The 13,066-nt window shown below is 59.6% G+C and carries 11 protein-coding genes; 7 read left to right on the top strand and 4 right to left on the bottom strand.

Translation table 11 applies throughout. From position 1 onward, the window contains the following. The 4 genes from BKY26_RS06635 to BKY26_RS06620 all read right to left on the bottom strand — a co-directional run bounded on the left by BKY26_RS06635 (position 1) and on the right by BKY26_RS06620 (position 3,465). Positions 1–1,155 (bottom strand): hypothetical protein, encoded by a 1,155-nt coding sequence (locus BKY26_RS06635; protein ID WP_071689616.1) that lies wholly within the window; start codon positions 1,153–1,155, stop codon positions 1–3. Positions 1,156–1,312: 157 nt separating this feature from the next. Beyond that, positions 1,313–1,525 (bottom strand): helix-turn-helix transcriptional regulator, encoded by a 213-nt coding sequence (locus BKY26_RS06630; protein WP_071689615.1) that lies wholly within the window; start codon positions 1,523–1,525, stop codon positions 1,313–1,315. 39 nt (positions 1,526–1,564) lie between these two features. Next, on the bottom strand, positions 1,565–2,272 hold the full coding sequence (locus BKY26_RS06625) for a hypothetical protein (RefSeq protein WP_131541790.1): 708 nt from the start codon (positions 2,270–2,272) through the stop codon (positions 1,565–1,567). Further along, positions 2,269–3,465 carry a tyrosine-type recombinase/integrase gene (locus tag BKY26_RS06620; RefSeq protein ID WP_071689613.1) on the bottom strand — a complete coding sequence of 399 codons (1,197 nt, stop codon included), beginning with the start codon at positions 3,463–3,465 and terminating at the stop codon, positions 2,269–2,271. The genes BKY26_RS06625 and BKY26_RS06620 overlap by 4 nt, the downstream gene beginning before the upstream one ends. 470 nt (positions 3,466–3,935) lie before the next feature. Here BKY26_RS06620 and BKY26_RS06615 point away from each other — a divergent pair, with 470 nt between their 5' ends. The 7 genes from BKY26_RS06615 to BKY26_RS06585 all read left to right on the top strand — a co-directional run bounded on the left by BKY26_RS06615 (position 3,936) and on the right by BKY26_RS06585 (position 13,049). Beyond that, positions 3,936–5,483, top strand: coding sequence for a M81 family metallopeptidase (locus BKY26_RS06615; protein WP_071689612.1), 1,548 nt, complete (start codon positions 3,936–3,938; stop codon positions 5,481–5,483). Next, complete coding sequence (locus BKY26_RS06610) at positions 5,480–6,937, top strand: M81 family metallopeptidase (RefSeq protein ID WP_071689611.1); 1,458 nt, start codon at positions 5,480–5,482, stop codon at positions 6,935–6,937. Before BKY26_RS06615 ends, BKY26_RS06610 begins: the two co-directional genes overlap by 4 nt. Positions 6,938–7,123: 186 nt before the next feature. Further along, positions 7,124–8,695 (top strand): ABC transporter substrate-binding protein, encoded by a 1,572-nt coding sequence (locus BKY26_RS06605; RefSeq protein ID WP_071689610.1) that lies wholly within the window; start codon positions 7,124–7,126, stop codon positions 8,693–8,695. A 109-nt stretch (positions 8,696–8,804) separates the two neighbouring features. Then, positions 8,805–9,782: an ABC transporter permease gene (locus BKY26_RS06600; protein ID WP_071689609.1), complete on the top strand. Its 978-nt coding sequence runs from the start codon at positions 8,805–8,807 to the stop codon at positions 9,780–9,782. Then, the gene (locus BKY26_RS20830; RefSeq protein WP_083431348.1) at positions 9,779–11,074 is read left to right on the top strand and encodes an ABC transporter permease subunit; all 1,296 of its coding nucleotides are present in this window, start codon (positions 9,779–9,781) and stop codon (positions 11,072–11,074) included. The genes BKY26_RS06600 and BKY26_RS20830 overlap by 4 nt, the downstream gene beginning before the upstream one ends. Next, positions 11,071–12,057: an ABC transporter ATP-binding protein gene (locus BKY26_RS06590; protein WP_071689608.1), complete on the top strand. Its 987-nt coding sequence runs from the start codon at positions 11,071–11,073 to the stop codon at positions 12,055–12,057. The genes BKY26_RS20830 and BKY26_RS06590 overlap by 4 nt, the downstream gene beginning before the upstream one ends. Beyond that, positions 12,054–13,049, top strand: coding sequence for an ABC transporter ATP-binding protein (locus BKY26_RS06585; protein ID WP_071689607.1), 996 nt, complete (start codon positions 12,054–12,056; stop codon positions 13,047–13,049). The genes BKY26_RS06590 and BKY26_RS06585 overlap by 4 nt, the downstream gene beginning before the upstream one ends. Positions 13,050–13,066: the final 17 nt, after the last annotated feature.

The raw sequence follows: 13,066 nt of genomic DNA, 5'->3' as shown, positions 1-13,066 counted from the left end.
TTACCTGACCATAATCCCACTATACTTCGCTGCCGCCCCCTGGAACCGCTCATCGATCCCTCGCGGGTGTTGGTCGAGGTATGAAAGGATCATGTCCGGCAAGGTTTCTGTAAAGTTTTCGAAGTCTTCGGCTCCCAGGCCTTCCAGATAGGCCAGCGTCACGGAGTTCGCGACGATAAGCTTGAGAAGGTCGAGCTGCTTTTCGCGCAGATCAATCTCTCGCACCGCTTCCGGTGGCACCGTGCCTACATGCTCGAACAGGCGTGTGGCGGTGGCCTCCTGTGCAACCTCCCAGTTTGGGTGCAGGGGCCAGCGTGACCGGTTGCTGTCTGTTGAAGGCACTGTAAGCGTCACGTCCTGGGCGAGTTGGTCCATCTCGGCTTGTAGGTGCTCATGCAGCGATCCCCATCCCCGAATGTCTTTGCGGTTTCGCAGGGCGTCTTTTCCGAGACGCAGTTCAACCCGCCATATCTGGCTTGTTGCCCGGTCTGACAGGTCCAAGGTGTCGACGCCTGCCGCCTGAAGGTTGGCATTCCAGATCAAAGGCCACTCAGGCTTGCGGCGCTTCAGGACCTCTTCTCGCTTGTCATAAACGATGACTTGCCGACCGGGCATTTTACCGATGGTGACGGATGTCGTGCGCCCGGAATGTCCGTTTGTTTCTACCGTTTCAAACTCGGAAATCGCTTTTCGGATGGCGCGGGAATGGAACACAAAGGCATCAAGATCGAGGACGAAGCCAGGTGCCAGAATATCCACCGCGAAATCAACCCGGTTGATGCTGATCCCATCATGCGGAAGCTGAAACCCGAGCTGGGCTAACAGGGCATCGAGTGTCTGCCGCGTTTTCTCCAAGCCATTCAGCGCCAGCTCTCGCGACCCAATGGACACATAGAGGCCCCAGGGGTCCGAAGCCCTGGGCTTCTTGGCGAACCAGGTGGCCCCGAACTCGTAGACTCGAAAGGTAAACGCATAGCCGCCACGCTTTCCGCTTTGGCCCGACTGGATGTCGAGCCCTGCGAAAGTGCCCCAGACATCTGTCATCAACTCCTGCGCCGTGGCCTTCCCTTCCTCCAGGAACTCGACCAACTCAATCGGAACCGTGGTCTTGAGCGCCAGGTCGATGCCATCAAAGCCAGTGTGAATAATCGTCATTTACTACTCCATGTATTTCTAGAGGGGGGTGCTACAAAGACCCCCCTTTGCCGCGTGGCGGTCGGCCACCCGCCCACCCGCGCGCCGCGCTCGCTACCTGAAGGCAGCGCAGCGCACGCGTGGACGGCTGGCCTCGCGTTGGGTTTCGGTTTCAGGGTCATTGAGAGGTGTGTGCTTTGCGTCGGGCATGCGCCCACGCGATGACTTCATCGCTGCGATAGCGAACGGACTGCCCGAACTTGTAGAAGCAGGGGCCAGAGCCTATGAAACGCCATTTTTGGATAGTGCGCACAGATTGGCAGAGAAATTCCGCCACTTGCTGTTCTGTCAGGAAAAGCGGCGTTTGGTTCTCGGTAGCAGTGGCGTGCATGTGATCTCCATCGGTTGTGTCGATGGCGATCAGCTACGTTCAGCTTCGCTTATCAAGCCAGCCGGAACGCTTGAAATAAGTCCTGAGAATTCCGATGGGATTATATAAGTTGCTGTTTTCAGGGAGTCTTTCGCGAACCTTAAGGGCTGCGGTGCGAATCCGCGTTGGCGCTATTTCAGGATCCGCCGCTCTGCAGACTTGCTCACACCAAGCCGCAGCCTCAGTCAGTGGTTCACCTTGCGGCGTCCAGTCCAGTCTAAACGGTCGACGCAGCAACCGTGCCCAGATCAAGAAGGCTTGAAGCAGGAGGCCGTCCAGGGCGTCATCACTTGGGCGTCCGGTCTTGCGCAGGCTGCTCAGGCTAAGTTCAAGCGTGTCCTTGGCTTTTGACAAGTCGTCTTTGATCTTGTCGAGGCTAACTTTCCGGTCGGGTATTCCTAGCGGGACTCCCGTATTCTCAAGCGCCTGCTGGAAGGTTCGTCGGTTGACGAAGAATCGCGTGTCTTTGGACAAATCATTGAGTTGAGCGGATAACCGGTCCGTCATCTTCAACGCTCGCTCAAGTTCGCCTTTGGCGGTTTTCTTGTCCCGTTGTGCGCGTTGAATCTCTTCACAGTAGTTTAGTGCTGCTTGCTGGAGTGAAAGCTGCACAACGATACGTATCGGCCAATGCTGACCACGAGGATAGAGCTGGTGTGCAAGCTCTGAAATCCGTGCTTTGACTTCCTGTGCAAGCCGAATCTTCACTTCACCAACCTCAATTTTCCCGACCCACCTGGTCGCGTTGGTCGCGTGCCAAGCGATGCAAAAATTGTTGCACTATTCTGTTCGGCAGCGATGCGGATTGGGTCGTCGGCAAGGTGAGCATAGCGGAGTGTCGTCTGCAGTTGCGTATGGCCAAGTAGTCGCCCGACCATCTGAATTGGCATCCCTCCAGACACTGCAATCGAGGCATAGGTATGGCGCAAATCGTGAATGCGCACGTCATCGAGGCCCGCTATTTCGCGGATCCGACGCCAAGGGTGTTGGAGGTCCGTTATATGGGCGTTGGGAAGCTTGCCTTCGATAATGAACGGATGGCCAGCGGTGCGCGGCAGAGTAGATAGAATGGCGCGGGCTGCACTCGGCAGTGGAATGCAGCGCCGACCAACCTTACTGTCCGGCAACTCCAACCCACGTTCGGTGACGTAATCCCACCTTGCGGTCTGAATCTCCATAAGGCGACACCCGGTGAGCAGCAGCAGACGGAAAGCCGCAGTTACATGTGGTGTTTCCGATCGATTCTGTTCAACTTGCAGTAGCACATCACCAAGACGCTGGATCTCGGCTTGGGTCAAAAACCGCTCGCGGCGGTTTTCTTTAAACTTCGGGATATGACGGCACGGATTGGTGCCATCCGGTCGAAGACCCCATAACTCAGCCATGTTGAACATCTTCGACAGGACCGAAAGCATCCGGTTCGCTTGGATCGGTGTTTCCTTGAACCGGTAATGCAGGTTCGCAATGTCCTTACGCTGAAGGTCGGCGATCAAAAAACGACCGAGCGCCGGTTTGATCCGGTTGCGAATATGCGCACGGTAGTCGCGCGCACTTGCTGGTTTCAAATGCACATTGACGTGGATTTCCAAGAACCGATCACAGAGGTCGCCCATCGTCTGCGCCATGCGTTCCAGAGCGATTTCCTCGATTGGATCAGAACCACCCGCGACCTGTCCCAACATCTCGCGCGCCTTGTTGCGGGCTTGTTCGGTGCTGACCGTTCCGTGACGTCCAAGAGACGCTCGGCGGGTCCGAGCACCTCTGCGGTACTGTACCTGATATGTCTTCGAACCACTTGGCATCACGCGAACACCAAAACCGGGAAGAAGTGTGTCCCAGACGAAATAGTCACTCTCCTTGGCTGCCAAGGCCGCGACGCTGCGCTGTGTGAGTTTGGGCATGTTCTTACCTCTTGAAATCGACCCATCTAGTGGAAGCACTATGGAAGCGCTGGGCCAGAAAACGTGGGGTAAGCGGTAGTATCAGTGGGCCGAACAGGTCAAGAATACCACATTAAATACAGTAAGTTAGGGCAATGAGGCGTAAGGAGGCGAAAAGGCTTGGGTGTAGCTTTTAATCAGTGGGTCGCAGGTTCGAATCCTGCACGGCTCACCACTGAAATTCCTTTCTTAGTCGAAGCCGTGTAGACCATGTTTTTCGTTTGCGCGGTCGTGCGTGGACGCCAGTGAAAGCAAGCGCCCGCTCCAAAGATGTGACTGAATTGCAACCTACCGAGTCGCGCATTCGCACCGCGTAAGTCTTGCACTTGGGATCATCGGCACATGCACAGCGCGACAGATCCGAAAGGCTCGACTGACGCGCTTTGTGCGCATAGACTACGGTTTCAGTTTCGCAAGTGCCGGTAGCCGCCATGGCCAGGATCGCCGTTTTGGGCTTTCTCCTCGAAAGCAACCGGTTCGCGCCGAGGACGCATCGCGCTGATTTTGACCGTCGAACATGGCTTGTAGGGCAGGAGATCCTGTTGGATGCCGCCAGCGATGCGCCACGGCAGGGAGCTGAGATTCCGGCGTTTCTGGAGGAGATCCGCAGCCATCTGCATACGGAGGTGCTGCCCGTTCTTGTGGCTGGTGCAGAGCCAGGCGGCCCGTTGGACGAAGACGTGCTGCACACTGTCCTGAGCATTATACGCACGCGATTGACTGACCTTGGGCCGATTGATGGGGTTTATGTTGCCAGCCATGGCGCGATGGTCGGCGTAGAGACTCTCGACCCCGATGGTGCTTTGCTAGAGGTCGTTCGCGAGGCCGTCGGGCCGCATGTGCCTGTCGTCGCGACGCTTGATCTTCATGCAAACCTTTCCGACAGGATGGTCCGTGCCGCCAATTGCCTGATTGGCTACCGCACCAATCCTCATGTCGATCAGGCACAGGTTGCAAGAGAGGCCGCGATCATCCTTTCCCGCATGATCAAGGGAACCAGGTTCCACATGCGCCATCTGCGCCTACCGCTGACGCCGGCCAGCGTGACCTTGCTGACAGATGGTTCGGGGCCCTATGCCGAACAGGTCCGGGAAGCGGCCCGCCTTACGGATGCACATGGGATTGTCGCGAATGCCACGGTGCTTGGCGGGTTTGTCTATAGCGATACGCCCGACAACGGTGTGGCTGTTCTTGTCACAGCGACGGACCGAACCGTTGCCGAGCGCGAAACCGCACGTCTGGCCGGGCAGCTTTGGGCCGAAAGACACCGGTTCACGCGGAGCCTGACATCAATCGCGGATGCCATTCAGGCGGTCACCGCCGCGGGCGGCGCGCGATGGATCCTGTCGGATGCTGGTGACAATCCCGGCGGTGGCGGCCTCGGGACATCCAGCGATCTCTTGCAGGCCTTGATCGAAGCGAAGGCCGACGATGTACTCTATGGGCTTTTCATCGACGCGGACCTTGCGGCCGAAGCTGCCTCTGCCGGGATAGGCGCGAGGTTCGCTGCGCGGTTCCTGCGCGGCGGGTCCGACGGATTCGGCGTGCCGTTTGCCGTCGAAGCGGAGGTTGTTGCCCTGAGTGACGGATGCGTCGTCGGGCGACGCGGGCTCGTCGCTGGCCGACGCGTGGATCTGGGGCCGACAGCTGCCTTGAGACTCGCGGGCGTGACCGTGGTTGTCGCCAGCAACCGAAAGCAATGCGCCGACCCGGTTTATTTCGAGCATCTCGGGCTTGATCCAAGGGATTTTCGGGCCCTGGTCGTCAAAAGCCGCGGCCATTTCCGCGCGGGGTTCGACGAGTTCTTCACGCCGGAACAGGTGCTTGAAGTGGACACGACGGGTCTGACCAGCCCGGTGCTGAGCAACTTCCATTTCAGGGGCTTGCCGCGCCCTGTCTATCCGCTTGATACGGATGCCGTCTGGTCACCGCCTGACTGGGCCATCCCGTATCTCGAAGCCCAGGAGTTGTTGCCATGAGCTATCGTATCGCCCTAGCCGGGCTGCATATGGAATGCGCGACCTTCCTGCCTCATGTCACCGGTCATGACGTGTTCGAGGCGGGAACCAAGCGCGGCCCGGATCTTGTCGAGACCTTTCACAACTCCAACACCGTCATGGGAGGCTTCCTGAGGATCCTTGATGAGGCCGGGGCGGAGCCCGTCCCGATCCTTCATGCCGATGGCGGGGCCGCCGGGCTTGCCGATCAGGCGGCGGTCGCGGCCTATCGTCAGGAAATCGTGGACGGCATTGGCGCCGTTCGGGGCAGTGTTGACGGGGTTCTGTTGCATCTGCACGGGGCGATGGTCACCCAGGACGAATTGGACCCGGACGCGCGCACGCTTGACGCGATCCGACAGGCTGCCGGACCGCATATGCCGATCATGGTTGCACTGGATTACCATGCCAATCTGGACGCGCAGTCTATCGCGGGGGCGACGGCGGTATTCGGCTATCGGTACTCTCCTCACATTGACATGGGGGCAACGGGCGAACGCGCGGCGCGATGCCTGTTGCAGACCCTCAGGGGCGAAATTCGCCTCGCCATGGCATTGGCCAGGCCGGGGTTGATCCTGCCGTCCATCTTCTCCGCAACGGATCTTGTCCCCCTCAAGGGCCTTGTCGAGAGGGCGAAACGCGCCTCTGACGCCGCCGCCAGATATCGGGACGTGTCGCTCTTTGCCGGGTTTGCCTATGCGGATGTTCCCAATTGCGGGGCATCGGTCGTGGCGGTCGTCGATGGAGCAGGGGAAGAGGCTCAGGCCCTGGCAGACGACCTTTCGGATCAGGTCGATCACCACAGGCAGGCCCTTGCCGCGCCCGTTCCTGTCTACGGGTTGAAAGAGGGCATTGAAAAAGCGTGCGCCATCGCGGGCGGGTCGGATCGTCCGGTTGTCATCCTGGAACATGCAGACCGCGCAAATGACAGCACCCATGGGTTGCGCCACTTGCTGGCCCTTTCCGACCGGATGCGGATTGCGGTGCCCTTCCTCTGGGATCCGGGGTCGGTGGCAGAGGCCATCGCGGCCGGTCAGGGCGCGGAGGTTCAGCTTTGCCTTGGGGGGCATTCCGCCCCGAAAGCTGGCGGTCCGATCCGCGTGACGGCACGGGTCGATGCCGTGAAGCGGGATTTCAGATATCGCGGCACCGGAGAGATGCGGGCGGGCAGCGAGGTTCGCCTGGGGGACAGCGTTCTGCTGGATGTGGGCGGAATGAAGATCAGTGTCACGAGCCTGTCACAAAGTGCGATCGACTTTGACCCGTTCTTGCAGTTCGATCTCGATCCCGAGGCGTTCGACATTGTCCTGCTACGGTCGAAAACGCATTTTCGGGCCGCCTGGGATGGCTTTGCCGCCGCAATCGTCATCATCGACACAGCGGATTACGGGCCGGCGGATATCTCCAAACTTCCCTATAAACACGCGCGCCCATAGCCTGTCAGGCGACATCAAGCCCTTCTATTGATCCGGTTTCCTGGTGCCTTGCATCAGTCGAAGGGAAAAAAATGCTACCCGTATTCGGAAGATTGCGTCTAACGTGAGCCATGCCTGAAAAAAAGGTGCCCTCAAGAGCACCCCTCGAAAAAGGCATCGAACCGTTGAAAACAGGGAGTTAATGCAATGTGGAAGTCATTGTCTGCCGCAACGCTTGCGGCGGGGATGGTTTTGGGCACAGTCGCCCATGCCGAAGATATTACGATTGCGGTGGCGTCCGAGGTCACGGCCATGGACCCGCACTACCATAACACCGGCAACAACAACCAGATCGTGGGGCTGATCTACGATCGCCTTCTGCATCAGGACAGCAACCAGCAGCTTGGGCCGGGCCTTGCCGTCGAGTGGGGGCCGATTGCCGATGATGTCTGGGAGTTTCAGCTTCGTGAAGGCGTGACCTTCCATGACGGCTCTGCCTTCACCGCCGAAGACGTGGTCTTCAGCTACGAGCGTGTGCCGAACGTGCCCAACAGCCCGTCGTCTTTCGCGACCTACACTGCGGGCATCGCCGAGATCATCGTTGTTGACGATCATACCATTCAGTTCCGCACCAATGGTCCCTACCCGCTGCTTCCGATCGACCTGTCCACCATTCAGATCATCAGTTCGGAAAATCCCGAGGCAACAACGGAAGAGTTCAACGCCGGCCCCGCCAGCATCGGAACCGGTCCGTACCGCTTCGTCAGCTATACCCCCGGCGAGAGCATCGTGCTGGAAGCCAATCCCGACTATTGGGGTGGCGCTCCGCAATTTGATACCGTCACCTATCGTCCCATCAGCTCTGACGCGGCGCGCGTCGCGGCGCTTCTGGCGGGCGATGTCGATGTGATCTCGGGGGTTCCGACATCCGACATCGAAACGCTTGAAGGCAACGAGGACATCGTTCTCAGCCAGGGCGTGTCGAACCGGGTGATCTACCTGCATATCGATAGCCGCCGGGTCTACTCACCTTTCGTGACGGACAATGATGGCAACCAGATCTTCAATCCGTTTCAGGACGTGAGGGTGCGGCGCGCCATCTCCATGGCAATCGACCGCGAAACCATCGTGGAAGAGGTGATGGAGGGCATCGCAATCCCCGCCGGGCAGGTGCTGCCGGAAGGATTCTTCGGTGTCTCCGACAATATCGAGGTGCCGGAATACGACCCGGAAGGCGCGCGTGAACTGCTGGCCGAGGCCGGGTATCCGGACGGCTTCCGCCTGACGATCCACGGCCCGAACGACCGCTACATCAACGATGAGCAGATCGCCCAGGCAATCGCGCAGATGCTGACCCGTGTCGGCATTCAGACCGAAGTCGAAACCATGCCGCGGTCGGTCTATTTCGGCCGCGCGACAGGGGACGAGAACGGATCCGAATTCTCCTTGATGCTGGTTGGCTGGGGATCGGGCACCGGTGAAGCCTCGTCGCCGCTGCGCGCGCTGTTGCACACGCGCGACGACGATACGGGCCTTGGCCGGACGAACCGTGGCCGCTATTCAAGCGCCGCGTTCGACGCAACCCTGCAACTGGCGCTGAACACCGTCGATGACGATCTTCGCCAGGAATTGCTGGCGCGGGCCACGGAAATCGCCATGCGTGAAATCGGGCTGATCCCAACGCATTTCCAGGTGAACACCTGGGCCACGCGTGCCGGACTTCGGTACCTCCCGCGGACGGACGAATATACGCGTCCGACCAATGTGGTGATCGAATAAGTGACCTGATGCGGGCGGAGGGTTTCGGCTCTCCGCCCGTCCCTTGCCAAACGACTGCTGAGTCTCCTCGGTTCTCGATGGGGATCACGTTAGGGACAGATCTGCGACCATGACGGTTTTCATAATCCGCCGATTGATGCAGAGCATCCTCGTCATCCTTGTCATGACGGTTCTCGTGTTCGCGGGGGTCTATGCAATCGGCAATCCGGTTGAAATCCTGATCAGCCAGGACGCCACCGAGGCAGAGCGGGCAGCCGCCATCGCCCGGCTCGGACTCGACAGAAGTCTGCCCGAACAATACCTCGCCTTTCTGGGCAATCTTGTCAGGGGCGATCTGGGCACCAGTTTCGTCTTTGGCGAACCGGCCCTGCAACTGGTGTTGCAACGCTTTCCGGCGACGATGGAACTTGCCATCTGCGCGATGATCCTTGCGATTTTCATGGGGGTTCCACTGGGTCTCTATGCCGGCCTGAAGCCCGAAAGCATCGCTGGCCGGACAATCATGACCGGTTCGATCTTCGGGTTCTCGCTGCCCAATTTCTGGCAAGGCTTGATGTTGATCATGCTGTTTGCCGTGATCCTTCAGTGGTTGCCTGCCGGTGGCCGCGGGGAACGCGGCGAATTCCTCGGGATAGAAAGCAGTTTCTTTTCCTGGGATGGGATAAGCCATCTGATCCTGCCGGCGATCAATCTGGCCCTGTTCAAGACAAGCCTCGTCATCCGCCTGACCCGCGCCTCGGTGCGTGAGACGATCAATCTGGACTATGTGAAATTCGCCCGAGCGAAGGGGCTGCGGCCCCGCCGCGTCATTGGCCTGCATGTGCTCAAGAACATCATGATCCCGCTTGTCACCATCATCGGCCTGGAATTCGGCTCGGTCATCGCCTTCGCCGTCGTGACCGAGACGGTGTTCGCCTGGCCCGGTATGGGCAAGCTCATCATTGACAGCATCTTCCAGCTCGACCGACCGGTGATCGTCGCCTATCTAATCGTGATTGTGTGCCTTTTCATCACCATCAACCTCATCGTGGATATCCTCTACGCAATTCTGGACCCGCGCGTCCGGCTTTCGGACCAAAAGGCATGAGCAGCATCGAGATCGACCCCGGCACCGCGTCGGCCCCCGACCAGAAACCGGTCAAGCCGGTGCCCCCTGCGGTGCGTATTGCGCGGGACTTCGTTGAAAGCCCGCTTGCTGTGCTCGGGCTGGTGATCTTGCTATGTATCGTCGCAATAGCGATCCTTGCGACGGTCATCGCGCCCCAGAACCCTTATGATCTGTCTGAAATCCGTCTGGAGGACAGCCGTCAGCCACCCGGTTCCCTTCGGATGACCGATCCGTGGGAAACCGATCTGATCCTCGCCATCGATCCAACGACCGAAGGTCGAACCGAGATCACCTTTCTGGATGAGGCCCCCTTTGATGGCGCGGTGCTGTCCTGGACGCCGGTCAGCGACGAAAATGCCGTGGTGGTTCGCCTTGTCTTCGACCCGGCACTGGACAGTGTTCCGCTAGAGCCGCTGCGGCTGGACGAGTTGCCGCGTGGTGCGGATCTCAATGTCGGCGAGAAGCATAGTTTCCGGTCGTTCTGGACTGTCGAGCCCGCGGATCTTGAGGAATTTACGATCTCCTCCAGCCGTGCCCTGGATCAGCCCTTTGAGTTGGAGCTGGCCGTCCATGGGACCGAAGGCGAGACGATCATGACCTATTGGCTGGGGACGGATGGTCAGGGGCGCGACATGCTGTCGGCGATCATGTATGGCCTGCGGACCAGCCTTGCTGTCGGTGTCGTCTCCTGCTTCTTCGCCATGGTCATCGGCCTGAGCCTCGGCATGATTGCCGCCTTCTTCGGCGGCAAGATCGAAACCGTGATCATGCGCATCGTCGATCTTCAGCTCAGCTTCCCGACGATTCTCGTGGCCCTGATGCTGCTCGCAATCCTCGGCTCCGGTGTCGAGAAGGTCATGCTGGCACTTGTAATCGTGCAATGGGCCTACTTCGCGCGAACTGCCAGATCCGTGGCCCTGGTTGAGCGCAGCAAGGAATATGTGGAGGCCGCTCAGTGCCTTGCCTTGTCCCGCACCCGCGTCATCTTCCGGCATCTGCTGCCGAACTGCCTGCCACCAATCATCGTCGTCGCGACCGTGCAGGTGGCAAATGCGATTGCGCTGGAGGCGACCCTGTCATTCCTTGGGATCGGCCTGCCGGTGACAGAACCAAGCCTTGGCCTGCTGATCTCGAACGGTTTTGAATACATGCTGTCCGGTCGCTACTGGATCAGCGTCTATCCCGGCATCGCGCTGCTGATCACGATCATCGCCATCAACCTTGTGGGGGACCGTTTGCGTGATATCCTGAACCCGAGGCTGAACCGATGAGCCTGCTGAGCATCGACAATCTGAAAACCCATTTCTTCACCAAGGCGGGCGTGGTGAAGTCCGTTGACGGTGTCTCGTTCGAACTCGACCGGGGAGAGATCCTTGGCATTGTAGGAGAGAGCGGTTCGGGAAAATCCGTGACGGGCTTTTCGATCATGGGTCTGGTCGATCAGCCCGGCCGGATCGTGGAAGGGTCCATCCGCTTCGATGGTCAGGATCTGGTGGCATTGCCAGAACCGAAGATGCGCGACCTGCGCGGACGCCGGATCGCGATGATCTTTCAGGATCCGATGATGACGCTCAATCCCGTCCTCAGGGTCGATACCCAGATGATCGAGGCATTGCGTGCCCATGGCAAATGGACCGATGAGGATGCGCGGCAAAGATGTCGGGACGTCTTGGGGCAGGTCGGCATTCCCAGCCCGGATGAGCGTCTGAAAAGCTATCCGCACCAGTTTTCCGGCGGCATGCGTCAGCGTGTGGCCATTGCGATTGCCCTTCTGCATCAGCCGGACCTGATCATCGCGGACGAGCCTACGACGGCGCTTGATGTCACCATCCAGGCGCAGATCCTCTACGAAGTTCAGAAACTCGTGGCCGAACACAACACGGCGATGATCTGGGTCACCCATGACCTTGCGGTGGTGGCTGGCCTCGCGAACCGGGTGGCGGTGATGTATGCGGGGCGGATCGTGGAAATGGGTACCACCGAAGAGGTCGTGAACCGGCCCTTCCATCCCTACACTTCCGGTCTGATCGGCTCTGCCCCGTCCCGCAATGCGCGTGGCACGCGTCTAACCCAGATTCGGGGCATGGCGCCCTTGCCGATGAATCTTCCGGCCGGCTGCGCGTTCCGGCCAAGATGCGACCGCGCCAGCGAAGCCTGTGCAACAGCACCCGATGCCACCACGCCCGAGGGCGATCACCTGGTCCGGTGTCACCATCCCCTTGGCGTCGGACAGGATCGGGGGACGGCGGCATGACCACTCCGATCATTGAACTGGAAGGTGTGTCCAAGCGGTTTGTGAAGAAGCTCGACATTGCCGAGAAATTCGCCCGCCGCCTCGGGGCCAAGGTCGAGGAACACACGGTGCACGCGGTGGACAGCGTGAACCTGTCAATCATGCCCGGGGAAGTGGTGGGTCTGGTCGGGGAAAGCGGCTGCGGGAAAAGCACGCTTGGCCGCTGCGTGGCGGGGGTCCATCAACCCTCTGACGGTGTCATCCGGTATCTCGGACAGGATGTGCGAACTCTGCGCGGCAAGGACTTGCTGGAAAGCCGGTTGAAGGTCCAGATGATCTTTCAGGATCCCATGAGCAGCCTCAATCCGCGCCTGAAAGTGTCCGACATCATTAGCGAGGCCCCCCTTTTCCATGGCCTGATCAAACGTGGTGAGGTCGAGGATTACGTGGCGATGACCATGCAGCGGGTGGGCCTTGATCCGTCCTATCGGCATCGATACCCACACCAGTTTTCCGGCGGCCAGCGCCAGCGTATCGGCATCGCGCGGGCCCTGGCCGTGCAGCCGGACTTCATCGTCTGCGACGAAGCCGTCGCCGCGCTTGACGTGTCGATCCAGGCGCAGGTTCTGAACCTGTTCATGGACTTGCGTGAGGATCTGGGGCTGACATATTTGTTCATCAGCCACGATCTGGGCGTGGTCGAACATCTCAGCGACCGCGTGGTAATCATGTATCTTGGACGGGTCGTCGAAACGGCACCGACGGAAGAGCTGTTCGCGGCACCGAACCATCCCTACACGAAGGCCCTGTTGGCAGAGGCGCCACGCCTCGAAACGGACCGGCGGATCTACGCGCCCATCAAGGGGGAAATCCCGTCCCCGCTGGACCCGCCGAAAGGATGCCATTTCCATCCGCGCTGCCCACATGCCACCGAACGCTGCCGGATCGAGGTGCCCGCGCTGAAGGAAATCTCGCCCGGCCGCACCAGCGCCTGCCACCTGAACGATGGATAAGGCCAGAGCCGGGGCAC

Origin of the sequence: Nioella sediminis (assembly GCF_001879695.1) — a bacterium.
GTDB classification, from domain to species: Bacteria; Pseudomonadota; Alphaproteobacteria; order Rhodobacterales; family Rhodobacteraceae; genus Nioella; species Nioella sediminis.
This window is presented reverse-complemented; position numbering and strand designations above follow the sequence as displayed.